A 25,421-nucleotide genomic window follows, 5' to 3' on the forward strand; every position below is an offset into this window, starting at 1 on the left:
CCAGAAGATGAGAAACCCGATAAACATAATGCCTAATCCTTGAAGCATATTCAGCATTGCCGGAGTTGCGGTTTGCGGCAGTGACATGGCGGGTGCCGGAATATTCGGTGCGGCAGTACGGTTCTTGCCTCGAGCCAATATCTGCTCTTTGCCTGCATCGGCATGATCAAGCACGCTACGGTCTGCACGAGCACCGAACAGTGTCTCAAAGTCCCAACCGGCAGGAAGCTGCAAAGGAATGTCGGCGCGGGTGAGTGGGGTATTTGCTGGGCGGCTCGGTGTCTGATCGACGGCAACAAGACTTGTGAGACGTGTTACCAAATGATGCTCTAATGCGAGGCTGAGGATACGCGTATCGGCTGCCAGCTCAGTGATCTTGCCGAGCTTCATGTCCACTTCAGCATCGTCGATCTTGCGACGTGCCCAGATCTTGGAAATACCTTCCGCCGGACTGGCTGCATCAAGCGGCAGGGTCACTGTCCATGGACGGCTTCCGACTGTGCCTTCAACCGTCATTGTGCCGCTGACCTGTTTGGTACGTGCAGCGAGCACCAATGGTTCACCCTGATAAAGATCAGGAAGCAGACCCGGTGTCAGGCTGATGCCCTCCTGTGAGAAACTGGTTTTTACATTGGTGACAACCGGACTTTCGAGTTTATCAAACAGTTCGCGCATGCGCTGGTCGACTTCTTCCACCGCGCCGATATGTGTGAAGGTGCCACGGCCAAGTTCAGATGCTTTGTTCATCAGATAGGTGTTGGGTGCCGAGCCGATGCCAACCATAAAGAGACGGGAGCGGTCGCGGCGGGATGCGATGACATCAAGCATTTGTCGTTCATTGCTGATCTCGCCATCGGTCAGAAACACGATCTGGCGCAAGCCATCCTTTTGGTGGCTGTCATCAAGTGCCGCGTGCAAAGCAGGCAGCATTTCTGTGCCGCCAACCGCTTCAAGTGCAGAGACATAGTCGCGTGCATTGGTAATATTGAGCGCTGTGGCAGGAACAGAGTCATCGAAAAACTTGGTCAGCGTGTCATCAAAACGAATGACGTTGAAACGATCAGTAGGTTTCAGGCGGGAGAGGGCATAATCGAGACTGGCTTTGGCTTGCTTGATCGAAGTGCCACCCATCGAACCGGAATTGTCGATAACAAAGATGATTTCCCGTGTTTCATTCACAGGGCTTTTGATGCGCGGCGGGGTTATGTAGGCCAGCAGATAATTGTCATTGCCAACATGTTCACGAAACAAGCCGACAGTAGGCATTTCGGATTCAGCAGCCTGCCATTCGAGAACGAAATCACGATCGGCCGTGGCCTTGCCATCCAGAGTAATTGTTGAGGCCAGTTCGCCTTGCTGATCGATTTTGACAGGGTGATACAGGCTCTTAATATTGGCAGCGGGGAAACCGGCTTTGAGATTGATAGTGATTGTCACCGGATTAATGCGGTCTTCATTTGGCATAATCAGGGGTGTTTCAATGGCTCTGTTGTCTGAACCTTGCGCTGGTTTTGCTTTCTGCTGCCCCCAGCCGCCCTGCATATCTGCGGTTTCAACAATCGGGTCGCTGCTTTCAGGATTATAGCGCGGTGCAACAACAAGCGGCACACGCAGAGAAAAGCGATTATCGCTCAGGCGAACGGCCTGCTGATATTCGATCTGAATGACAAGTTTTTCATTCGGACCAAGATTGGCAACCGCATTGGTGAAGATGTTGGGGCGCTGTTGTTCGATAAGAGCAGCCTTCTTGCCTTCACTTTTCGCCTTCTTATAGATTTCGCGTGCTGCCTGTTTTTCCTTGATGTCGGCAACGATAACCCTGTCGCCGACAATCATCTTCAGGGAGTAGACAGCACTGTCTTCAGGCAGAGGAAAGACATAAAGCCCTTCAACCCAGCCATTGGTCGGATTTTCAAAAACCTGACTGAGACGGGCGCGGGCGGTGGGGCCGCTGACATCAATGTTGAAATCACTGGCAAGTCGTGGTGCTTCGATATATTGGCCGGCTTCACCGCTCTGAAGCAGCAGGCTACCGCTTTGCACCGCATTCGGTGTTACATAGGCTGGCTGTTCAGCACGGGCGGAAGCTACGTTGAGAAGCGAAAGGACAACGGCCAGGATTGGCAGTAACAGCATATTCACAAACCAGATGAATTTGCAGAACTGAGACAGGCTGATTGCCCTTGCGTTGTTGTGGGACTGTCTGATGGCAGGCGACATTATAAGCTCCTGTATCTGTCGGATAACTGGAGACAATTTGCGCCGGAGTGCTGTTTCCTCACCAGCGTAAGCTTTGCCAAGTTTTGTCCGTACTTTGCCGCAAGCCACCTTGCAGGCTCCGCCTATGTGTGGAATTGTGAAAGAAAGTACGGATTCAGGAAGTTCTCATGTCTCAGCACGATGCGGTTTTGTCCGATCAATTGAATCTCCGCGTTGCTGAACGTGTGCGTGAGGAGATCGCGCGTCGCAGGATTTCGCGCCAGCATCTGGCGGATGAGGCACGTATCAGTCTCTCGACACTTGAAAAAGCGCTCTCAGGGCATCGGCCTTTCACGCTTGCGACGATTATCCGGCTTGAGCAGGCGATGGGATTTGAACTGCGCGATCAGACGGAAACAGAAAAGCCAAAGCCAGCCGCTGCCAACGGACATGCGGCGGAAGAACTTGGTGCCTATTCACGCGCTGCCGTTTCCTGGCTTGAGGGAACATTCCTCACGCTTCGTCCTTCTTTTGGTAATAGCAGCGATATTTTTGCTTATTGCACGGATATCGTCTGGGATGCCGGAAGCACACATCTGAAATTTGAAGAACGTGAGCGCACCGACGCGTCATTTTCGCAGCACGGATGTGTCTCAGTTCCGCATCTTTCAGGTCATGTCTATCTTGTGACCAATACATACGGACAATACCGCATGGCGGTGCTTTCGCGTCCGAGTATCGCAGGTGAAATGTATGGTATTCTCACGACATTGCGTGCAGGGCAGGGCGCACAATTGACACCGGTATCCGTGCCTTTAGCACTCATCCCGATAAGGGTTTTTGAAGCGCCTGTTTTTGGGCGAATAACGGCCGCAGATCAGGTCTATGATCAATATGTGCGTTTCCTTAACAAGACGCTTGGCGATGGCTATGCAAGTTTTGTGATGCCGTCATAATTGAGGCGAAGGATAATCTATCCCTCTCATTCTGTACGACCAAATCAATCGCAGCAGAAATCGATATTACAGCAAGAGAACCTGAGTCATTGCATCGGGTGAATAGCGGCTGCGGCGGATCATAAGGCATAGCCAATCTGGTGCTGCTTATGTGCGCGCTGTCTGCTTTTCTTTTGATGTCGCTTTTGGCTTGCACTGATCCTGTCTTGAATTTTCTTCACTCGCGCAGGTGTGTCCACACTTTGAGACTTGGAGATATAAAAATATCTTTATATGCGCTTGACACTTCGTTGCGATTGCAGCTAGGTAGAGATGCCTAGGTTCTCCGGTCGTTGCCTGCAGCGTACCGGAGCTAAGAGGGAAGCCGGTGCTCCGTATTATGCGGAAAAGCCGGCGCTGCCCCCGCAACTGTAAGCGGCGAGCTGACGTCCAGCATGTCACTGGGATTTAACCCGGGAAGACGGACGGAAGCGATGACCCGTGAGCCAGGAGACCTGCCTTGGCGAAAGAACGTCCACGGGCGGGGTGTCCCAGTGTGCCGTAGCGGAGGCCGCATCGCGGCCTGCACTGCTATGTGTCCGCAGACCCATGCCCCCCAACTCCATTGGGGCAGAATATGTCGCAGAACTTCAATTTCGCTATCAAGAGCATTCCGTTTAACGAGGATTATCTTCCCTCGGAAAACACGCGCATCACCACCAATTTTGCCAATCTGGCCAGAGGCGATCGTCGTCGTGAGAACCTCTGCAACACCTTGCGGATGATCGACAACCGGTTCAATGCCTTGGCGCATTGGGATAACCCCCAAGGTGATCGCTATTCGGTCGAGCTGGACATTATTTCCGTCACGTTGGGGATTGCTGGCGATGAATTCCCGCTGATTGAAATCCTCAAGACAACCATTGTCGACCAGAAAACCAATGAGCGCATCGACGGTATCGTTGGAAACAACTTCTCGTCCTATGTGCGTGATTACGACTTCAGTATTGTTCTTCCCGAGCACAATCAGAACCAGCCTATATTCAGCATTCCGGCCAATTTCGGCGATCTGCATGGAAAACTTTTCAAATCTTTCCTGCGCTCAGAGACATATGCATCCCACTTCGGCAAGGCGCCCGTCATCTGCATCAGTGCTTCGACTAGCAAGACCTATCATCGCACTGACAATCATCATCCCATAATGGGCACCGAATACCGGCAGAATGAATCCTCGTCGACAGATCAGTATTTCGCAAAAATGGGGATGCAGGTTCGCTATTTCATGCCGGCAGGCAGCGTTGCGCCTTTGGCTTTCTATTTTATCGGCGACCTGCTTGGCGATTATTCCAATCTCGAGCTGATCAGCACCATCAGTACGATGGAGACGTTTCAGAGAATTTATCGGCCTGAAATCTACAATGCCAACGCTGCTGCAGGCGCGGTTTACCGGCCGAATTTGAAACACGGGGATTATTCGCTGACACGCATTGTTTACGATCGTGAAGAGCGCAGCCGGTTGGCTGTGGAGCAGGGCAAATTCACCGAGGAAAATTTCATCAAGCCATACCGGACCGTTCTCGACCAATGGTCCGCTTACGACGTCGCCTGACTGCAACGAAACAGAGGTCACCTATCTTGAAAACACTTCTCCCTACATCGACCGCAGGCAGCCTGCCTAAACCCTCTTGGCTCGCCCAGCCTGAAAAACTCTGGTCGCCCTGGAAACTGCAGAATGAGGAATTACTGGAAGGCAAGCAGGACGCCTTGCGGCTGTCACTGGCCGACCAGCAACATGCAGGTATTGATATCGTCAGCGATGGCGAACAGACACGTCAGCATTTCGTGACGACTTTCATCGAACATCTCGAAGGCGTGGATTTTGAGAAGCGCGAGACCGTGCGAATCCGCAACCGTTACGATGCGAGCGTACCGACTGTCGTCGGGGCTGTGTCACGCCAGAAACCGGTTTTCGTCGAGGACGCCAGATTTTTGCGTCAGCATACCACGCAGCCGATCAAATGGGCCCTGCCGGGTCCCATGACCATGATCGATACTCTCTATGATGCCCACTACAAGAGTCGCGAAAAGCTGGCTTGGGAATTCGCCAAAATCCTTAATGAGGAAGCCAGAGAGCTGGAGGCTGCTGGTGTCGACATCATCCAGTTCGACGAGCCTGCCTTCAATGTCTTCTTTGATGAGGTGAATGATTGGGGTGTCGCCACGCTGGAGCGCGCAATCGAAGGTCTCAAATGTGAGACTGCCGTGCATATTTGCTACGGCTACGGCATTAAAGCCAATACGGATTGGAAGAGCACGCTTGGGTCAGAGTGGCGGCAATACGAGGAATCATTCCCCAAGCTGCAGCAATCCAGCATCGGTATGATCTCTCTGGAATGTAAGAACTCCCACGTCCCGATGGATCTGATCGAGCTTATCCGCGGCAAGAAGGTGATGGTCGGCGCCATCGACGTGGCATCCAACACCATTGAGACGCCTGAGGAAGTTGCTCAAACGCTTCGAAAAGCGCTTCAATTTGTTGATGCTGACAAGCTTTATCCTTGCACCAATTGCGGCATGGCCCCACTCTCCCGGCCCATCGCTATGGGTAAGCTTCAGGCCTTGAGCGCGGGCGCAGAAATCGTCCGCAGAGAACTCACTGCCTAGAGCATAATTCCTTAAACCTGGATCAGTTTAAGGTAAAATTATGCTCTCATTTTAAAGTGTTAGAGCGAGTTTTGTGTGCCAAGTCTGGCACACGGCGCTTTAGCGCTGCAAGCAATGTCTTTTGTTCAGTGAACAAATACGCGGTTTCACGAAATCCGCACTCCGGAATTGGCCGTTAGAGCATTTCACTGTCAAGTTGGATCAATTTGACGCCCGTGATAATGCGACCAAATTAAGAATCTAGAGCGAGCGCTATGATCCAATCCGGACGTAAACCGCTCTAGCGGCCATCTCCCACACTTCAACCCGATACGGGGACCGAATGGATATATTTGATCAACCTCTGGAAATCGTGGACAGGGCGGCATTCCGCAATGGTATGTCGCGGCTCGGCTCAGCCGTAAGCGTCGTCACCACTGTTTTTGGCGGCAAGCGCTACGGTTTTACCGCCTCGGCAGTCTGCAGCGTCAGCGATACACCGGCAACGCTTCTTGTCTGCATCAATCGGACAAGCTCGTGTTTTCCGGCTTTTGACAACGCGCGCCATTTCTGCGTGAACACGTTGACGCCGGGTCAGGAGGAGATCTCGGATGTCTTTGGCGGCAAGACGCCAGTTGCGGACCGGTTTGTGTTTGGCGAATGGGAAAAAGGTCTCACGGGTGTGCCGGTACTGGCCGACGCATCGGTAAGTTTCGAGTGCGAGCTCACCAATGCCATTGAGCAGGCGACGCACCGCGTCTTCTTCGGGCGGGTCATCAATATTCGTGAGAACGACGAAAAGGCAACGCTATTTTACTGCAGGCGACGTTATTTCGGAGGCTAAAGAACCGTCTCGGCACTGTATCCGTCACTTGGCGCCCGCCGCGTCGAAGATGTATGAATGTCCGGTATGCCTAAGGCTGCGGTTAAGCCGAAATATCCGTGCTTTATAACTCCTGCTCGTGATTAAACTTTTCGAATAGCAGAAAACGGCTTCAATTTCCGAAAAAACATGATTATATAACTCAACAATTAATTGAAACCCATCTGCCTCAGAGAGTCTCGCTTGCAAACCATCGATCATAATAAGAAGGATGGGTCGTATTTCGTTGAGGTATTTTTCTCCGTACGAACAAGGCTGACAAAGGTCATTGACGGCTGCCTTAAAGACCGTGTGGAAACACAGGACCTTGTGCAGGACACTTTCGTCAGATTGTGGGAGCGAAAAGGCATTCTTGGCGATGTCCAAGATCTCAAAGGCTACTTTATACGCACCGGCCGGAATATTGCATTTGATTATCGCAGACGACTTCAACTCGCTCCCGTCATTGTCGATGTGCAAGAGCTTGAGTGGGTTCAGGATAATGCGCCATCTGCCGAACAGCATCTCATTTCTCGTGAAGAGCTCCTGCGATTGCAGAAGATTATCGCGAACATGCCGCCACGCGCACAGCAGGTCTTTATTTTGTATCGTATCGAGGGCATGACATATGCTCAGATTGGTGTGCAGCTTGGTATCTCACCTAAAACAGCATTCAATCACATGGTGACAGCGCTTAAAAATTTGCAGGCTGAAAAATCATCTTTTGATCGTTACTGACCGGCGTTTTTTGCTTCGTGTCGCTTGCCGGAAAACCGCTTCATATTTTCAGGATGCATCCACGTTAAGCGGGGTCTGCTCATCGCTCTGATATTTATCTGCCGGAAGTGAATTGTGTCTAAATCAGAAGAAGAGAATATTTCCAATCAAGCGGCACATTGGTTTGCATTGCTTCTGGAAGAACATGTTGAAGAGGCTGAACTGGCAGGTTTCAGAGTCTGGCTGGAGGCTGATAGCCGCCATGCGCAAGCATACTCCCGGCTTGAACAGTTATGGAGCGGTGCAGGCATGGTGCCGGATCTGTCACAAACGCAGCTTTCCCGGAGAAAACTGTTGAAGGGTGGCGCTACAGGCCTCGCATTGCTTTAAGCAGGCGGTGGGTATTATCAATTCAGTGTAAACCGGCCCGATTATTATAGTGCAACCGGTAAGGTGGAAGCCGCGGTTTTGCCTGACGGATCGAAGCTGCGATTGTCGTCAGCGAGTTCGGTTTCAGTTCATTTCACAGAGCAGAAGCGTCTGGTGAAACTTATCGCCGGCGAGGCGTTTTTCGACGTTGCTCCGGATAATACACGTCCCTTTACGGTCAGCGCGATGCATGTGAATACCACAGCGCTTGGCACTGCTTTTTCCGTACGTCACGAAGATGACGGCGTAAGTGTCGTCGTCTCTGAGCACTCGGTCAGAGTGGAGACTCCTTCGCAGTCCGTAGAGGTCGAAGAGCGTTATGCGGTGCGAAGTCGCGGGAATAATCTCAGCATTCCGGAACCAGCCGAGCTTGATACGAGGCTGTCGTGGCTTGATGGTCGTCTTGTCTTTATTTCCCGTCCGCTTGGCGAGGTTATTAAAGAGCTGGAACAATGGCAACGCGGAAAAATCATCGTCACCGATGCTGCATTGGCACAAAGACCGGTAACTCTGATCATCAATATTGAAAGAACGGATCAACTCACGCAAAAACTCGCCGAGGCACTGCCGGTCCGCGTCGAAAACTGGACGCCATTACTCACCCTTATTCGTCCGCTTTAAATTATTTTATTTTGTCCATTTTTTGACCGGGATTTTTCGACCAGCTCTTCGTCCTTATAGATAGAGGCGCCTTTTAATACGGCCGAAATCTTTTGAAGGAGACGTTTATGCTGGCAATAGTAGCACGAACTGAATCCGGTTCGAAAATCCAGCAGGTCTTCAAAACCACACTGCTTGCATCGGCATTATATCTTGCATTGGTACCATATGGGGCGACAGATGCTTTTGCTCAGGCGACAACACCTTACAGTTTCTCCATTCCGCCACAGCCATTGGCACAGGCGTTAGTCCGTTTTTCTGCGGTTACCGGCGTAGATGTTGCCTTTGACGGAGCGTTACCATCAAACATCCGTTCAAACACCTTACAGGGCACATATTCAGCGGCCAGCGGACTGGAACAACTTCTTGAAGGAACAAATCTGACCTATCGGTTCAGCGGCGCTTCAACCGCACTGATAATCAATCCGGCTCAAACGTCCGGTAATCGTCTCGGCGCTGTCGATGAAGGCACTGTTCTCCTTGATACAATTACAATTTCGGGCGGAACCGGTATAAGCGCTGCGGACGCACCATATCAAACGCCAGGATCAAGCGCCTATATATCCGCTGATGAGATCGAAGCACGGCGTGGCACATCACCGGGGGATATTTTTTCCGGCATTCCGGGCGTTCTGAACGGGGAATCACGCAACTCCGGCGGTGTTGATGTCAATATCCGCGGTATGCAGGGGCAAGGGCGCGTACCGGTCATCGTGGATGGCGCTTCGCAGGAAGTGTCTGTGTATCGCGGTTATAACGGATCGCAATCACGTTCTTATATTGATCCCGATTTCATTGGTGGCATGGCTATTGAAAAAGGGCCAAGCAACGGTGCAGATGCTACCGGCGCAACGGGTGGTGTGGTACGCATCAGCACAATCAAGGCGGAGGATATTCTTCTGCCCGGTGAGACTTTTGGTGCACGTCTCAAAGGAGGCTTTGTTTCCAATAGTTCGGCAGTTCCTGCTCTCGGCACGCCTGCGGGACAAGGCAGCAATAATGATACTGGTTTGGATCGCCCTGGCGCATTTGTCCCGACATCAGGTAATGGCAGCGTTGCCATTGCAAAAACATCCGAGAATTTCGATATAGTCGCAGCCTATGCCCGACGTAAAACCGGAAATTACCACGCGGGCACACATGGATATGATGCCGACCTCAGCAAATTCCGCCCTGGCGAAGAAGTGCTCAATACTTCGACAGACAATACATCCTGGATGTTAAAAGGGAATTTTCGCTGGGATGGCGGACATTCGCTGGAGCTTGGCTATACCAAATATCTCAGCGAATACGGCGAGATCATGCCAACCCAATTATCTCTGTTTGGCGGTGTGCCATATCAGGGCTTTCTTAATAAAATTGATCTGGACACTTATACAGGCCGCTATGGCTGGAAGCCTGATGATAGTGACCTCATTGATGTGCGGCTTGATACATTTCTCACAAAAATGGATTTGCGTATCAATTCATCTCTGTATTCTTCAGGCTACCCGATCGGGCTCGTCGATTATTATACAGGCCAGACACGCTGGGGTGCGACGCTTTCCAATACGTCTTTGTTCGCAACAAGCCTTGGTGATTTTTCATTGAACTATGGCACATCTTTCACCAGAGAGAATGTAGGCCTGCCGAGCGGCTACGAATTTGCATCAGCCGGTACAGCTGGCACGACGCCCGCACCAAGAATGGGTAACCGCGAGGAGTGGAGCGGTTTTGCCACAATGGACTGGCAGCCTCTTGATTGGCTGACACTTTCGCCAAGTCTGCGTTACTCCCGCTTTCATTCCTTTGATCACGCGCCAAAGCTCTCCAATACCGGTGATCTGATATTCGGTTCACCCTTGGAGACTGAAGCATCGGGTTGGTCGCCGCTTGGCACGATCAAAATTGAGCCGGTCGATAATCTGCAACTCTATGCCAAGGCTGGCAGCGTGCTGCGATCGCCGAGTATTTTTGAATCTCTCACCAGCCTGTCCTTTACAGTTCAGCCTGATGAAAATCCTATCCGTCCGGAGCGCAATCGCACTGTGGAACTGGGTGTTAATTACATGGCGGATGATGCTTTCCTTGCTGGCGATAAGCTCAGGCTACATGCCGCTTATTTCGATAACCATGTCAAGGATTACATCACCCGTGCAGAAGGCACCGGTGGGCTGAGACGCATCAATCTTGACTACGCTGATATGCGCGGTTTCGAAGTGTCCGGAGAATATGATACTGGCCAGTATTTCGGGGGACTTGCCTGGAACCATTATACCCATGTCATGTTCTGTGCACCAGAAGGGGTAATGTCTGCACGCCATTCAACCTGTGCGCCGGGAGGCATCTATAATAGTTTTGCTGTTCAGCAGGTGCCGCCAAAGGATACTGTGGCCATTCATTTAGGGGGGCGTTTTCTGGACGATAAACTGACCCTTGGCGGACGTATGACCTATGTCGGAAAGCGTATGGTGAAAGGTCTCGGTGATGGTACAGTTGAAACCGGTTTAACGAATATCCGCCCCGGCAGCTGGAACCCCTATGTGTTGCTTGATCTCTATGCAACCTATGAGCCGAACGAAAACGTACATATGCGTTTCTCGGTCGATAATGTTACTGACCGCTACTATATGGATGCGTTGAGTGCCTCGCTGATGCCAGCGCCTGGACGCACTTTCCGGTTTGACCTCACGATCAAGCCATCCCTTGAGGGAGCATATAGTGGCGACGGGTCGCTGTTCTCAGGTTTGACCACAACAAGCGAAACAGAAGCCGTTTCGACGGACTGGACAGGCTTCTTTGTCGGGGCAAATATTGGTATGGACTGGTCGAAACTCAGTGGCACAACAACAGCCCTGAATGGCACATTCAATGCCTATGCCGCTAATGAATCGGCTGCACTCGATTTCTCCGGTGCTTCCTTTGGCTTGCAGGCAGGTTATAATCACCAGTTTTCAAACGGCTTTGTTGCAGGTTTTGAAGCGGATATTTCAAAGCCAACCTTTTCAGGCAATCAAACAACCTATTCAACTGAATCCGCAGATTATAAGGACGGCACCATCCAGTCGGTTCAGGATTATCAGTATGATGTCGCGGCTTCTGCCAAGGCAAAATTTGGCTACGCCTTCAACAGGATGTTTGTTTACGGCACGGGCGGTATAGCACTGATGAATGAAGTGCAGACGCGGGATCAATATATTTCAACCGGTGCAACATCTTCTATGTTGGGTGGGACAGGAACGAAATTCAATTATTCTGAACAGGAAGAGGTAACCCGTCTCGGGTTCACACTCGGCGCTGGTATGGAATATGCTTTGAGTGATAAATGGTCGATAAAGGCTGATTATAACTACACAAGATTTAGTTCCAAAACATTCAATTTCGATGGTGCAGCTTCGGGTGTTGTTGCTCCTTATGATGAACGTATTCGATGCGGTCGGGTTAACAGGCCTGCAGCATGTCCGCCAGGTTTCAACGGATTTCATAATGTCAGCTCAAGTGGTACGGGCGCAAAAATCGACGGTCGTAAAGCCGAAAATAAACTGCAAAACCACAGCATCAAAGTGGGTTTGAACTATCGTTTTTAATCCCTCTACTTTCAGAGAGACTGATTACTGGGCTAGTTTAGAATATTGAAATATAAGGCAAGCTATTAATTTTATGGTGCCGCTTACGCGCCTGATCGAAGTTGCAGCTATGTCCAGTTCTGGTCATCGGCAAACAAGTTGCGAACTGCCAAAATTGAGGTCGAAATGGTCGTGGTGATGGGCTGCGCTCTACGGCAGCTATTTTCTATGATACAATTGACGTGCTCCCTGGTTTTGATCCACTGGGAGCTAGAATTTTGCGGTTTTAAGTCTCAGAGCGGCTGGAGCGCCGATAAGCTATTGATGGGCGAAATCGGCACGTTTATATATGCAACGCTTGGCTAATTATTAAAAAACTCCACTTGAGATTAAAGGTTTTATGAGAACTCAAGGAGCAGGGCTTTACACGGCTTTACATGGTTGCTGAAGTGCGTCTTCATGTGAAAAAAAAGGTGCTAGTATGCCAGATAATCCTGATATCAAATCGGCGAAACCTAAGAAAAGGCCTTTGATTGTAAGTGGTAATGCAACCAATGTGCTGCAGGAAAACCGTGATGAAGTGGTTCTTTTGTCGGGGGGAAATCCCCAAATCGCAAAAGGTTATGGTAATCAGCCAGTTCAGGATTACATTGCGGCGATGCCGGAGTGGAAAAGTACAATTGGCCAAAAGATTGATGATCTGATTGTCAAAGCCATTCCTAATGTTGAGAAGGCTGTAAAATGGAACTCGCCTCTCTACGGCATGCAAAGAGGTGATTGGTTTCTTGGTTTTCATTGTCTGACAAAATACGTAAAAATAGCATTCTTTCGTGGTTCTCAGTTGATGCCTGAGCCTCCCGGGAGTTCCAGGCAAAAAGATGTTCGCTATCTTGATGTACATGAGAATAGACCTTTGGACGAAGAACAATTCATCGAATGGGTTCTGCAAGCCAGTCAGTTGCCTGGAGAGAAAATGTAAGTATCATGCTCGAAAATAATGCAGGAATATATTCTTTGTTATCTGGACAATGATGCTGCAACTGCTCAGTGTTGCTGCTTCACCAATTCACGCTAAAAGACAGTTTATTTGTGTGCTCAGCAATCACGGGTAATCCCTGACTGCTTGAATAATTGCCATTTTTCAAAGTTGATTGTTGGCGTAATTTTATTAAGAGTGAATATACGCTAAGCTATTGATTTTATGGTGCCGCTTACGGGCAACTAATTGTAATATCAAGATAAATCAGATTGTATCACCTGTTATCAATTGCCGCATACTGCCGGATGGTTCTTGTTTCGTTCGGAATCATGGCCTATCATTAAATCTCATACAATCGCACCTTAAAAGGTGGATTGAGGGGTGGATTGAAAATGGCTCGTGGGTTGAACAAATTAAGCGCCCTTGCTGTGAAAAATGCCCCCGCTGGCAAATATGCTGACGGGGGCGGTCTATGGCTTCACAAGCGAGATGATGGTGGGGCTCAATGGGTGCTGCGTATCACTATTCATGGTAGGCGCAGAGAAATGGGGCTTGGCTCTGTTTCCGTTGTCTCCTTGAAGGAGGCTAGGGAAGCGGCTGACCGATATCGGGCGCTAGTACGCGATAACATTGATCCTATAAAAGATAGAGAGCGCCAAAAAAGAGAGGCAGCCCGTAATCTGCATTTTTTAAGCGATATCGCTCTTGATGCTTTTGAAAGTCGTAAAGCCGAACTTAAAGGAGACGGAAAGGCTGGGCGGTGGTTCAGCCCGCTGGAGCTTCATATCATGCCGAAGCTGGGCAAGATGCCTGTGGCTGAATTGGATCAAAAGGACATACGTGATGTTTTAGCTCCTATTTGGCATGATAAGGCTGAAACTGCACGTAAAGCGCTGAACCGTCTTAGCATCTGCTTAAAACACGCCGCAGCACTCGGTCTTGAAGTTGATCTGCAGGCTACAGAGAAAGCCCGTGCTCTTCTCGGAAAGCAACGGCATAAGGCTCAGAACATTCCTGCAATGCCTTGGCTAGAAGTTCCGTTTTTCTATTCAGGGCTATCTGACGGATCAGTTACGCACCTTGCTTTGCGCTTGCTTATTCTGACCGGTGTTCGTTCGTGGCCTCTCCGCCATATACGTGAGGAACAAATAGACGGTGATATTTGGACAATCCCCGCGGAGGATATGAAAGGCCGCAAAGATGCCACAAGTGATTTCCGCGTCCCTCTATCTCCCGAAGCAATGAGCGTTATTGAACAGGCACGCAATCATGCCCGTGACGGTTATTTATTCCCGAGTATTCGCAAGGGCGTAATTTCAGACATGACAATGGCAATGTTCATGTCACGGGCAGGATTAGAAGCCCGCCCGCACGGTTTTCGCTCAAGTCTACGGGACTGGATCGCAGAAACAACCGAAACGCCTCACGACATTGCAGAAACGGTTTTGGGGCATATCGTCGGCGGCTCTGTAGAGCGTGCCTATCGCAGAACAGATTTTATTGAACAACGGCGCAATCTGATGGTGCGCTGGTCACAACATGTCGCCGGCCAGAATGGACAGGTCGTAAAGATGGTGAAGGGATAAGAATGTTCGCTCCCATTGGTTATATCAGCGTTCATAAATTAATTTATGAGAAGCTGAATATTAGATGGCCTGATATATTTAAACGCGAAATAAATGAGCGCAAAGAGCTCTACGGCGGTGATCTATCACGGGTCATGAGGTCTATTGTTCTTTTCAGCCCTGTTGATTGTTGTGAAAATCGCATAATGAATAGCATAAGAGGAAATCTGTGTATCGCCTCTCCATTAGGAACTATTCTTGATTTTCATCCCCCGTCTGAAATCGCCTCTGGCTTTCTTTTTGAATCAATAAGTCCGCTATTGTATTGTTGCGAAGAATTTAATTTTGACGATGCTGAACCATTCCCAGAGGGATTAGGGTGTCCGGCTTATGTTAATTTTAATGCTATGCGTCAGCGGTTTATTGAAATAATTCAAAACAAAACTCCTTTAAAGATGCGCGAGTTTAGAGATTTTACCCGTAGCCTGCCTACAGGATTTACAAGTATCCCGACATGGTACAACCGCAACGGCTATTTTATATCCAGCACGGGTGCGCGCTTGGCAGAGAAAGCTCTCCCTGCGCGAATATCGTTATCATTGCCGCCAATAGACGCGTTAAATTCATTCGAGGGGTGGGCACTATGCGTTCGTGATGATTTTATGATTGATCAAGAAACGCAGGATTACATCAACGGTAAGTCGATACCGGACGAAGTGGAAGACGAGGTCAATAGGACTGGGCGACCATCACATTTGCGAAAAGCTATCGGTGATATTTATGCGTCTTCTCCCCATATATTCGAGAATAGGAGGAGTTGGGCGGGGATAATGCGATGGCTAGAAAAAGAGCATGGCCTTAAAGCATCAAAAGAAACCATCAAACGAGCAATTGAGGAAAAGCCCAAATAATACAGTGCAAAACTTCAACCAATCCCAACTAATTTAAGGCAAAAACCATAGCAAAACTCCATGCAAAAGTAATTTTGACTTTTGCATGTTCTGCATGTGTTCCAAAGCATTTCGAAAACAATAACAATCAGCCCATATCAACAAATATCGAGGCTGATTGATGAATATCACCGACACTCTTTTAACTGCTCGTGAAGGCGCCCAAGTCCTACAGGTGAGCATTCCGACCTTCTGGCGGCGCGTTGCTGATGGCACTGTGCCAAAACCTGTAAAAATCGGGGCGCTGTCTCGCTGGCCACGCTCTGAAATCATGGCTGTGATTGAGGCCGCTAAAGCTCAACGCTCTGCTGCATAAACAAACGACCCCGCCATTATGGACGGGGCCGAGGGTAATCTATCTCACGAGTAGACTATAGCCCCACCCGTCCTCTGTTGAAAGAGGATTTCCCATGTCTGATAAAAACAAGCCTTGGAAGGCCGCACGCTATACAGTTAGCCATGATGGTGCGGAGCCATTCAATGTCAGTGTTAAAGGCCGCGAGCGCTGGACGCTGGAATGTCTTATCGCTGCTGGAGCCAAAGGCTGTACGCCGATTGATAATCCTGCGCCGCGCTGGTCTGCTTATGTCTTTGATCTGCGCAAAATGGACATTCAGATTGAAACTGTGACTGAACCACATGGCGGCCAGTTCAAAGGCAACCATGCACGCTATGTCCTGCGCTCCAAGGTTTCGCGGGTAGAGACAGAAGCGAGTGCTGCATGAAAACCAGCGCCCGAACAATTACCAAGGCGCTGAACGGACATTGGCATGGCCGCTACGGCCTGTGCCTCTGCCCAGCACACGCCAACACTAGAAGCCCAGCCTTGAGCATTTCAGACGGCTATGACGGACGGCTATTGCTGCACTGTCATGCCGGTTGTGATTTCCTGTCCATTATGGATGCGCTCAAAGGTCTGGGGCTGATTGAAGGCTCCGGCCATTATGCTCCACCTTCCTATGAGGAAATGGAGGCTAACCGGCTCAAGGAAATGGAAAAGGCCAAAAAACAGGAGGCGCGGGCTTTATCGTGCTGGAATACGGCTAAACCCATTCACGGCACCTTGGCAGAAACCTATCTGCGCTCTCGGGGCATAACTTCCCCCGTTGGGGAGTGTTTGAGATTTCATGGTTCATGCTGGCACCCGACCGGTCAGCAGCTGCCGGCAATGGTGGCGCTGGTCGAAGGCGCTGAACGTCTGGCAATCCACCGGACATATTTACGCGCTGACGGCATGAGCAAGGCTTCCGTTGAACCTGCTAAGGCTATGCTCGGCTCTGTTGCTGGTGGTGCTGTGCGGCTCTCTGACGGCACTGACAAGCTGGTTGTGTGTGAAGGTATAGAAACGGGATTATCGCTTCTCTCCGGCCTTATGCGTGGCTCTGTTTCGGTCTGGGCGGCTTTATCGACCAGCGGCATGAAAGCTCTATCACTGCCTGACAAGCCTGCACTGTTAACCGTTGCAACCGATGGCGATGAAGCCGGACGGCAGGCCGGTCATGCGCTTGCTGAGCGTGCCTCTGCTTTTGGCTGGCAGGTTTCAATGCTTCCCGCGCCTGATGGCCGTGACTGGAACGATATTCTCATGATGAAAGGGGCTGCTGCATGAATGCGCCCGAACCTATTCCATTTAAGCCGGATTGGCCTGTGCCTGATATGCGTTATTTACGCTCAGAACTGCCAGAGCCGCCCAGCCTGCCTCTTGAGGATGTATTTTCGCCGCGCTGGTCTTCATGGATAAGGGCAGCAGCGGAAGCAAAGGCGGCACCACCGGATTATGTCATGGCTGGCGCTTTGTCTGTTTGTGGCGCTCTTATCGGTAACAGCCGCTGGCCGTCCCCGTGGCAGGGCTGGACAGAGCCTCCTGTTTTATGGGCTGTGGCTATCGGCAATCCGTCAATGAATAAATCCCCTGGACTGGACGCTGTTCTTACTCCACTGAAAAAGGTGGAGCGGGCTTTGCGCGAGCAGGTGCAAAGCGAGGTCACAGACTGGCGGGCAAGAGCCGAAGTTGCCAAACTTGCGGAAAGCGCATGGAAGGAATCTGTAAAAGCCGCAATCAAGAACCATGAAGACGTGCCAACGCGACCAGCGAGCGCCAACGCCGGTAAAGAGCCGATTATGCCGCGTCTGGCTGTCACAGATACCACCGTTGAGAAACTGGCGGTGATTGCATCTGTTCAACCTCGTGGAGCGCTGCTTGCTCGTGATGAACTTGCCGGATGGCTGCAAGGTATGTCGCGTTATTCTGGTGGTGGATCCGACCGGCCTTTCTGGTTAGAGGCCTATGGCGGTCGCAGCTACTCCGTTGAGCGTATGGGGCGTGACCCTGTTTATGTTGATCGGCTCTCCGTTGGTGTTCTTGGCGGGATTCAACCGGATCGGCTGCGCTCATTGCTCATGAAAACTGATGATGATGGCTTATTGGCGCGTTTCCTTCCGGTATGGCCTAACCCTGCGCCGGTCAAACGTCCTGATCTGTCCTATGATGAAAGCTTTATGGAGAATATCATTCACCGGCTTTTGTCACTGCATATGCATACCGATGAAAACGGCAATGTGCGGCCTTGGATAATTTCATTCTCTGAGGATAGCCGTGTCTTGCTGGATAGCTTTCGTGAAACAGCAAGAGGCTGGGAAAGCGGCGCTGAGGGGCTGTTACTTTCATTTATCGGGAAACTGGCAGGGCTTGCTGTCCGGTTATCTCTGGTGCTGGGACTGATGGAGTGGGCATCTGGCGAAGCTGAGGAGCCGCAGGAGATTGCAGTTCATCATTTCGGACGTGCAGCTCATTTGGTCGAAAGCTATCTGCTGCCAATGGCTCGGCGGGCTTATGCTGATGCATCTGCGCCTAAGGCAGAGCGTGCAGCGAGACGGCTTGTGAAGCTCATACAGGAAAAGGCATGGCGGCAATTTACTGCGCGTGAGGTTTTGCGTGCTGAGCGTACAGGGTTGACCAATTCTGACGACCTTAACCCAGCCCTTAATGCTTTGCAGGAGGCCGATATCGTCCGGCCTGTTTCAACTTCCAGCGGATCGCAGGGGGGGAGAGCGCAGCGGCTATTTACGGTTAATCCGGCGGTGTTTCGAGGCAATCATGACAAAGTGGCTTGAAGCAGCAAAGAAAGCCTTACCCCCTTCCGACGAAACCGACATAACCGACAAAACGTATAGTTGGGCGCGCAATGAAGGTGAAATACAACCTGAAATTGGTGTTTCGTCAGTTTTGTCGGTTTTGTCAGGAGGGGGTATAGCAAACTCCCAGCCGGTGAACGCCTCACTGCAGTCGGCACAGAAATCCATCCAGCAAAAACAATCATCGTCCGAAATGCAGACGATGTTTCGCCGTGAGTGGAAGCCAAACACCAAGGCCAAGCCGGACGATGCTGAAACCTATGCCGAGGAGTTACGCAAACACGGCGCTATGTCTTACGGTATGGCTATGCGGGTGCTTGGCTGGGGCGGTACACGGGCAAGTCAGGCAGAGGATGCTTTACGGCTCGCTGGTCGTATTGTGTTCAACAGCCAAGGCCGCGCTGTTTTATCCGATAATGAGAACCATCAAAGCGAGGTGGCACAATGAGCCTTAATACTGCGTCCAAATTGGACATTGAGAAATTCCGCAAGGTTCACGCCCTTATGACAGGTGGAGCCACAGAGGGCGAGCGCACAGCAGCTAAGACAAGTGCTGAAAAGATGGCGCGCCGTGCCAATATGACGTTGCAGCAGGCACTTTCAGCAATTCAAGAAACAAAGGCTCAGGCTTCAAAAGGCATCTTTGAAGGTTTTGATGATTGGATGGAGGAAAAGCATCCGGGCTTTAAAGCGCAGAAAGCACGGGAACAGACAGCACGTGATATTCGGGATAATGCGCGGCGGGCAGAGGTTCTATCCGATTATGGCTCAGAGGCTGCTTTGTTCTCCCGCAATGAGCAGGAGCGCTTACTAGATGCAGCCATCACACCTTGGGTTTCATCGTGGAGATATTGGACAGATCAGGACGGCACTGAATATCGTTATGCAGAAATGCTTGACGGCAAGAGCGCTCATTATTGGAGCGTAAAAGATATTACGCCTGCTATTCGAGAGGTCGTTACCACCGCGTATCCGTGGCCGTCCAATTTGGACGCTGCCTTAAAAGAGGTTCAGGCTTGGGACAGGCTGCGCTGGGATAGAGGTTTGTTTTCAGGCGGTGAATATAACCATTATGCAGAGGTTGAGTGCCGCATCTCCCTTCTTGAGCATGCCTTAGAGCAAGGGCAACCGGCAGCTTCATGGGATGACATACAAGCCCGCTTTAACTGGAAGCGCTATGAGTTTGAGCGCCAATGGATAGATCCTACTGAACGGGAAGATGCGTTCATGGATCGGCTTGAGGACGATATGAAAGCCCTACACCAGCTATACGGCAATCCCCCCGTCCAAACTGGACACATGACAACCAGCGCCCGCCGGAATGCGGTCTTGTCCATATTGGACATTCAGCCGGAGCTTTCAGACAGAGAGATAGCACGGCAAACTGGTGTCAGCCCTCAGACGGTCGGGAACCTACGCAAGAAACGAAAGGCAGTTTAAGGATGAAAGCTATGTCTAAAGTAGAGGGAAGTAGAGAAAAAACCGGTGGCCGAACTAAAGGCACGCCGAACAAAACCACATCATTGCTCAAGAATGCCATTATCAGCGCCGCAGAGGCGGCTGGTGAAAATATGAATGGTAAAAATGGACTGGTGGGGTACTGCACATTTCTAGCAACCAAAGAGCCTAAAGCCTTCTCGCAATTACTGGGAAAGGTTCTGCCAATGCAGGTCACAGGTGATCCAGATGCGCCATTGCAAACGGTTACTCGTATTGAGCTAGTCCCGTTAACAGGCAATGACGATAACTAGAGTTACTACGTCATTGCTTATCTTCGCTTTTCCAAGGTTACTAGAGGCAGCTTAAAGGCTGCCTTTTTTAGTTCTTGGATGCCATTATAGAACGCTTAATTCAGATTTTACTTGTGCAGGCGTCTCTGTGACAGCGTACTGTATAGGGGCTCCGTTTCCGAACTGGCCGCTCAATATGATAAGCGTTCCATTCTGGTACGCTTGAAATGATATAATTTTGTCAGCGTTCAAATAAATTGAACCGCCTGTATTGTCCGCTTTAGTAAACCAAACAATTTTCATATTTTTCTCCCTTTTCCCAGAGCAATACCCAATGTGACTCTCATACTAAAGGCAAGAGTGAATTAATTAGCTTTAGTATGATGAATTGTTACCACAAAAGCTGCACACAATTGAGAAAGCCAAGCGCATCGTCGATGACGTGCTGACTGCTGGTAATGGCCTGATGGGATAACTGATGAAGCTCGAGAGATACGCCCCCCCCTTCTGACAAAACTGACAAAACCGACAAAACTACCCAAACTGGTAAATGCTGATCTCCGTTTTGATAATCCATTATCCAATTTGGCGATAATGCTGTTATGCGCGGCGACTTGGGAAGTGCGTCATAAGCCATGATGAGTTTCGCAACCAATACGCGCACGCACGCGAGGCGAACACTGTATCTTTGTAATGCCAAATTGTCGCGCTTGCATGCAGTTTTAATCCGACATGATCTATTATGATCCGATATGATCTAGCCTGATTTTGTATTTAACCAATTGTAATTACTTCATTATTTTTGTTCTGCGGCGCTGGTCGTGGTATTCTTTGTTATAACAAAGGAGGCCGTTATGCGCTCAGACGTTGCAATGCCGGACTACATTCGTATTCGCGTTTTCCCAGATGAAAAACAGCATTTGAAAGAGGCCGCTCAAAAGCGCGGTATTTCTCTTTCTGAACTGATCCGCTCCAAGACCTTGCCAGCCAAAGACTGCGAGGTGGCAGCATGAACAGGCCACTTATACGCCCATATAAAGCGCCTAATGGTTCTTACATTCTGCACCCTGCCTTCGTTCGCGGGTTGATTGGGCAAATCTCCTTACAAAACTACAACAACGAAACACGGGAATTCGATTGGGAAACCACTCGTGAAGAAATCCAGTTGGCGCTGCAAGCCTTTGAGGAGCTGGCACTCACAGACGCTCAGCTAAGGGGCGAGAGCGCCGAAATCGCCAACGCCCAAGCCAACGGCATTTATGAATGCTTCGTTGCCAGCACAGTCGGCATTCAGTGAAAGTGAGAACTGATATGAACAATTTCGATTTGCGTTTTCTGGGAATGCCAAACGCCCAGAATATGCTCACCGCCCAGCCAAATATGATGCCGGTCAATATGTTGATGATTGGACAAACACCACAACCGGCCATTGATATGACGGCAACAGGGGCAATCCCTTCTAAGGAAACCATCCCGAAGGGCGGCATTATGGCGGCACTTGAAAACCAAACCAGCGCTCCGGTTGCATCTGGCGCAAATGATGCAGGTTATTATCCACCGGCACCAGATGCTAATCGCGCTCCCATCACGCAGCAGGATTATCAAGCCTCACTCAGTCATTTGCAGTCATCACGGGCCGTGCAGCAGCAGGCGCCGTCACCAGCGCAGTCAAGTAGTCAGTCCGGCGGCTTGGACATGGGGACGGCAGCGGCCTTTCTGCAAGGGCTTGGTCGGGGCAATGGTTTGCTCTCAGCTATTGGCGGCGGTATGGCTGCCGTTCAGGAGCAAAAACAAGGCAATCAAACCGTCAATCTTTTGATGGCGCGTGGTGTGCCAGAGGCAGAGGCGCAGATTGTTGCCCGCAACCCGCAGGCAGCCATTCAAGTTCTGCAAAATCTCCAAAAAGGGGCAGACCCGAAATCCATTCTGGAATTGCAGAAGCTCGGGTATGAAGTGGATGCCGCTCGATTGAGGGCGCAGGGCGGCGGTGGCGACCCTTTTACCCTTGGTGAAGGTCAGGTTCGTTACGATGGGCAAGGCAAGCCAATCGCCTTCGGTGGTCAGAAGAATGATGCTCCAAGTATCGTAGAATTATATGACGCTGATGTTGGGCAGCCTTACAAAGCTACATGGAACCCAGCCACTCAGACATTTGACCGGATTGGTGGCGTAAAGGCTCCAAGCGGCACACAGCTATCTGTTGGAGCAGATGGACAGATCACATTCCAGCAGGGCAGCGGGTTAAAACCGCTTACCGAAGGCCAATCAAAAGACGCAGTATTTGCTACTCGTGCAGAAGGCTCGCTTGGCACTTTAAACCAGTACGGCAATGCCTTGGCGGGCTTTCAGGATAGAATGGCTGGCGGCGTACCGGTCGTTGGTAACTACCTCAAGTCCGAGGGCTATCAGAAGGCAGAGCAAGCAGGGCAAGAGTTCTTGCAAGCCATTCTGCGTAAAGACACTGGCGCAGCCATCACAAAGGAAGAAACTGACCAATATGGAGCGGTTTATCTTCCGCGCCCGGGCGATGTTGCGGCAGTTCTTCAACAAAAGGCGGCTTCCCGCCAACGAGCGCTTGAAGCCCTCAAGGCCGGTATGCCACCTCAGGCAATCTTGCAAGCTGAGACAGCCCTGAAAAACACAGATGCTGCATACCCGTCGATTCCTGCCGGCGTGGATCAATCTATTTGGAATGTTATGACCCCAGAGGAGCGTGCGCTATGGTCGAAATGACACTTGAGCAAAAACGAGCAATAGCAACCGCCTCGGCACGCTTACGGCTCCAACAGCAAGGGGGGCAGCAATCCGCAGATCCGTATAATGGCAGCTTTGCCAATGACGGCACGACAGGCCCCACATACGCCCGTGGCGGGACTGCACTGCCCGAAGAGCAATCCTTGGGTGGCGCTGGTATGACATGGATGGAAAACGCCATTTCAGGCATTCCAATTGTTGGCCCATCTATCCAGAAGGGTTCTGACTATATCGGCAGCAATCTTTACGGGCTGGCGACAGGGCAAGACCCTTCGCAAATCCGTGAAGAAGTGAGCCAGCGCCGCGAAGGTCGTAATGAAACTTATCCAGCCTCGGCCTTCTCGGGGCAGCTTGCAGCCAATATTGCGCCAATGTCTGCAATTGGTCTCACAGCAGCAGGCGCTCAATCTCTCGGCATAACCGGCACAAACTGGCTAACCCGTGCCGGTAACTCTGCTGCATCAAGCGCTTTGATTTCAGGGGCAGATACGGCGGCGCGGGGTGGAGATATTTTCGATGCCGCTGCTAATGCCACAATTTCAGGCGGTATCGGTGCCGCTATCCCCGCGCTTGGGGCTGGTATTTCTAAAGGTCTTGAGACCTTTGGTAATCGCAATATATCGACCATCGGCGCAATGCTTAACCCAACCAAGGAAGCAGAGCGCCGCGTTGGCACTGCTTTCCTGCGTGATGCTCAGTCTGATCCAAAATCCATTATGAGCGCTGCGGACAGGCAGATTGCACAGGCGAATAATATCCCGATTGTGAATGCAGATATCGGCGGCGAAACTACCCGCGCTCTTGCCCGCTCTGTTGCCAACCAGTCACCGGAAGCCAGAGCCGTCATTGAGCGCACAGCCAGTGACCGCTTTGCTGGGCAAGGCCAAAGAGCAACAGAATTTATCAAGAAAATTGTCGGCGGTAATGCTGATGATGTTGGCTACAGACACGCATTGCAGGAGCAGGCCAGATACCACAATAAAACCGCCTATGATGCGGCATACAGCGCCCCACATGCTCAGCAGGTCTATACCAAAGGTTTGCAAGACCTTATGCAGTCGCCTTCACTGCGAAAGGCTGTTGCTGATGTTCCAACACGCAGCGCAGACAGAGGCGCGGTTCAAGGCTTCAAAGAGATTGGCAATCCGTTCACGATAAACAGCCAAGGTGCTTATGTGCTGCGCCAGAAAGCAGACGGAACGCTTGTAGCCCCTAATCTCCAATTCTGGGATCATGTTAAGCGCAATCTTGATAGCCAGATTGGCACGGCACAACGTGGCGGGGATGCTTCTCTGGTAGCTGACCTGAGTGCTATCAAGAACAGGCTGACTTCCGAACTGGATACGGCAGTCCCAGCCTATAGGCAGGCACGTCAAGGGGCTTCCGGTTTCTTCGGTGCTGAGGATGCATTAAACGCTGGCCGCAAGTTTGTTAACTCCCCGCGCAGTGTGCCGGAAGTACGGCAGGCTTTTAACGCCTTCAATGGAACTGAAAAACAGGCTTTTGCAACCGGCTATGCTTCTGAACTGATTGACAGGATCAAGGCGACCAACGACCGCTCGAATGTGATTAATCAGGTATTCAAATCTCAGTCGGCACGCGAAAGCATGGAAATGGTGCTTGGCACTCAGAAGATGAAGCAGATTGAGGCCTATGTCCGTGTTGAGGATTTGGCAGACCGCTTACGTGGCGCAATGGGCAATTCCACCACAGCCCGCCAATTGGCCGAGCTTGGGATTGGTGCTGGCGCTGGTGCCTATGGTGCTTATACCGGCGACTGGAGCAGCGCTTTAACGGTTGGGGCGTTGACCGCAGGCGTAACCCGTGGTGGCCGTTGGCTTAAGAATAGCGCGAATGACAAGGTGTTGCAGCAAATGGCAAACCTGCTGACAAATGAGCACCCACAGGCGCTTATTATCGCAGCACAACAAGCCGCAATTAAGCCGGCCTATATGAGAGCCTTGGAGAAGCTATCTGAAATGTTGGCCATACCTGCCCGTAGTGGGGCAGTAATGGCTGGTCAGTAAAAGAAAGAGCGCATCCATGCGGCTAGATCCCCCGCATAATTCGCTTTCAACCACCATCCAAGCGGCAGCAACAGAGCTGCCGCGATGATGTAACCGATAAGGGCGAATGGCTGAGGATTGTTTTGCATGAGCGAACCATAGCGCCAGATGCAAAAATGTCGATAGTGTTTTATTAGCAGCATATTGGGTTTTGATTGCTGAGAGATATTGAGGTGCTGCTACAAGTCTTTCAGCTTAAATTTTTTATTAGAATATATTTGCGTTAACTATCTAAGCGGCGGGGGAGAGAAT

The 25,421-nt window shown here is 50.7% G+C and carries 24 protein-coding genes, 1 pseudogene and 1 riboswitch; of the genes and pseudogenes, 22 read left to right on the plus strand and 3 right to left on the minus strand.

Translation table 11 applies throughout. The annotated features are described in order from the left end of the window. A partial coding sequence (locus A918_RS0110660; RefSeq protein ID WP_022711051.1) for a marine proteobacterial sortase target protein occupies positions 1-2,220 on the minus strand: 2,220 nt, incomplete at its 3' end. A gap of 167 nt (positions 2,221-2,387) precedes the next feature. Here A918_RS0110660 and A918_RS0110665 point away from each other — a divergent pair. From A918_RS0110665 to A918_RS0110755, 18 genes and pseudogenes are all read left to right on the plus strand, one after another. Continuing rightward, entirely contained in the window at positions 2,388-3,155 is a 768-nt protein-coding gene (locus tag A918_RS0110665) for a helix-turn-helix transcriptional regulator (RefSeq protein ID WP_022711052.1), read from the plus strand. 301 nt (positions 3,156-3,456) lie between these two features. Further along, positions 3,457-3,672: riboswitch (cobalamin riboswitch) on the plus strand. Positions 3,673-3,771: 99 nt separating this feature from the next. Then, entirely contained in the window at positions 3,772-4,743 is a 972-nt protein-coding gene (locus A918_RS0110670) for a DUF1852 domain-containing protein (RefSeq protein ID WP_022711053.1), read from the plus strand. 26 nt (positions 4,744-4,769) lie between these two features. After that, positions 4,770-5,798, plus strand: a complete 1,029-nt coding sequence (locus A918_RS0110675) for a methionine synthase (RefSeq protein ID WP_028233664.1) — start codon at positions 4,770-4,772, stop codon at positions 5,796-5,798. Positions 5,799-6,120: 322 nt separating this feature from the next. Further along, on the plus strand, positions 6,121-6,621 hold the full coding sequence (locus A918_RS20145) for a flavin reductase (protein WP_022711055.1): 501 nt from the start codon (positions 6,121-6,123) through the stop codon (positions 6,619-6,621). A gap of 222 nt (positions 6,622-6,843) precedes the next feature. Further along, positions 6,844-7,377 carry an RNA polymerase sigma factor gene (locus tag A918_RS20150; protein WP_245257316.1) on the plus strand — a complete coding sequence of 178 codons (534 nt, stop codon included), beginning with the start codon at positions 6,844-6,846 and terminating at the stop codon, positions 7,375-7,377. Between the two features lie 114 nt (positions 7,378-7,491). After that, the gene (locus A918_RS21335) at positions 7,492-7,746 is read left to right on the plus strand and encodes a DUF4880 domain-containing protein (RefSeq protein WP_051139031.1); all 255 of its coding nucleotides are present in this window, start codon (positions 7,492-7,494) and stop codon (positions 7,744-7,746) included. 57 nt (positions 7,747-7,803) lie between these two features. Then, positions 7,804-8,406 (plus strand): annotated as a pseudogene (locus A918_RS21165) (FecR family protein); the annotation flags it as partial. Positions 8,407-8,513: 107 nt separating this feature from the next. After that, the gene (locus A918_RS20160) at positions 8,514-12,011 is read left to right on the plus strand and encodes a TonB-dependent receptor domain-containing protein (protein ID WP_022711058.1); all 3,498 of its coding nucleotides are present in this window, start codon (positions 8,514-8,516) and stop codon (positions 12,009-12,011) included. A 460-nt stretch (positions 12,012-12,471) separates the two neighbouring features. Beyond that, on the plus strand, positions 12,472-12,969 hold the full coding sequence (locus A918_RS0110710) for a DUF1801 domain-containing protein (RefSeq protein ID WP_022711060.1): 498 nt from the start codon (positions 12,472-12,474) through the stop codon (positions 12,967-12,969). 392 nt (positions 12,970-13,361) lie between these two features. After that, positions 13,362-14,555, plus strand: coding sequence for a site-specific integrase (locus A918_RS0110715; protein ID WP_022711061.1), 1,194 nt, complete (start codon positions 13,362-13,364; stop codon positions 14,553-14,555). A 2-nt stretch (positions 14,556-14,557) separates the two neighbouring features. Next, complete coding sequence (locus A918_RS0110720; RefSeq protein ID WP_022711062.1) at positions 14,558-15,445, plus strand: hypothetical protein; 888 nt, start codon at positions 14,558-14,560, stop codon at positions 15,443-15,445. 160 nt (positions 15,446-15,605) lie between these two features. Further along, complete coding sequence (locus tag A918_RS0110725) at positions 15,606-15,800, plus strand: AlpA family transcriptional regulator (protein WP_022711063.1); 195 nt, start codon at positions 15,606-15,608, stop codon at positions 15,798-15,800. A gap of 94 nt (positions 15,801-15,894) precedes the next feature. Then, on the plus strand, positions 15,895-16,209 hold the full coding sequence (locus tag A918_RS0110730; protein ID WP_022711064.1) for a hypothetical protein: 315 nt from the start codon (positions 15,895-15,897) through the stop codon (positions 16,207-16,209). Then, positions 16,206-17,093, plus strand: coding sequence for a toprim domain-containing protein (locus A918_RS0110735; RefSeq protein ID WP_022711065.1), 888 nt, complete (start codon positions 16,206-16,208; stop codon positions 17,091-17,093). The genes A918_RS0110730 and A918_RS0110735 overlap by 4 nt, the downstream gene beginning before the upstream one ends. Positions 17,094-17,140: 47 nt before the next feature. After that, positions 17,141-18,598, plus strand: coding sequence for a YfjI family protein (locus A918_RS0110740; protein WP_245257318.1), 1,458 nt, complete (start codon positions 17,141-17,143; stop codon positions 18,596-18,598). 154 nt (positions 18,599-18,752) lie between these two features. Further along, positions 18,753-19,067, plus strand: coding sequence for a hypothetical protein (locus tag A918_RS22050; protein WP_198013293.1), 315 nt, complete (start codon positions 18,753-18,755; stop codon positions 19,065-19,067). Beyond that, the gene (locus tag A918_RS21810; protein WP_022711068.1) at positions 19,064-20,059 is read left to right on the plus strand and encodes a hypothetical protein; all 996 of its coding nucleotides are present in this window, start codon (positions 19,064-19,066) and stop codon (positions 20,057-20,059) included. Before A918_RS22050 ends, A918_RS21810 begins: the two co-directional genes overlap by 4 nt. A gap of 11 nt (positions 20,060-20,070) precedes the next feature. After that, complete coding sequence (locus A918_RS0110755; protein ID WP_022711069.1) at positions 20,071-20,370, plus strand: hypothetical protein; 300 nt, start codon at positions 20,071-20,073, stop codon at positions 20,368-20,370. Between the two features lie 370 nt (positions 20,371-20,740). Here A918_RS0110755 and A918_RS21815 read toward each other — a convergent pair whose 3' ends face one another. Further along, positions 20,741-20,986: a hypothetical protein gene (locus A918_RS21815; RefSeq protein ID WP_156831425.1), complete on the minus strand. Its 246-nt coding sequence runs from the start codon at positions 20,984-20,986 to the stop codon at positions 20,741-20,743. Positions 20,987-21,203: 217 nt separating this feature from the next. On the opposite strand from A918_RS21815, the gene A918_RS22055 reads away from it, so the two are divergent. Genes A918_RS22055 through A918_RS0110780 form a run of 4 tightly spaced genes read left to right on the plus strand, consistent with a single transcriptional unit; the run spans position 21,204 to position 25,130 of the window. Beyond that, entirely contained in the window at positions 21,204-21,362 is a 159-nt protein-coding gene (locus A918_RS22055; protein WP_022711071.1) for a hypothetical protein, read from the plus strand. Then, the gene (locus A918_RS0110770) at positions 21,359-21,646 is read left to right on the plus strand and encodes a hypothetical protein (protein WP_022711072.1); all 288 of its coding nucleotides are present in this window, start codon (positions 21,359-21,361) and stop codon (positions 21,644-21,646) included. Before A918_RS22055 ends, A918_RS0110770 begins: the two co-directional genes overlap by 4 nt. 14 nt (positions 21,647-21,660) lie before the next feature. After that, a complete protein-coding gene (locus A918_RS0110775; RefSeq protein ID WP_022711073.1) occupies positions 21,661-23,082 on the plus strand; it encodes a hypothetical protein in 1,422 nt (473 codons plus the stop codon). Continuing rightward, on the plus strand, positions 23,070-25,130 hold the full coding sequence (locus A918_RS0110780; RefSeq protein WP_022711074.1) for a hypothetical protein: 2,061 nt from the start codon (positions 23,070-23,072) through the stop codon (positions 25,128-25,130). The genes A918_RS0110775 and A918_RS0110780 overlap by 13 nt, the downstream gene beginning before the upstream one ends. Here A918_RS0110780 and A918_RS22390 read toward each other — a convergent pair. Then, positions 25,124-25,258: a hypothetical protein gene (locus A918_RS22390; protein ID WP_256377855.1), complete on the minus strand. Its 135-nt coding sequence runs from the start codon at positions 25,256-25,258 to the stop codon at positions 25,124-25,126. The genes A918_RS0110780 and A918_RS22390 overlap by 7 nt on opposite strands. Positions 25,259-25,421 lie beyond the last annotated feature (163 nt).

The organism is Pseudochrobactrum sp. AO18b (assembly GCF_000409565.1).
Taxonomy (GTDB): domain Bacteria; phylum Pseudomonadota; class Alphaproteobacteria; order Rhizobiales; family Rhizobiaceae; genus Pseudochrobactrum; species Pseudochrobactrum saccharolyticum.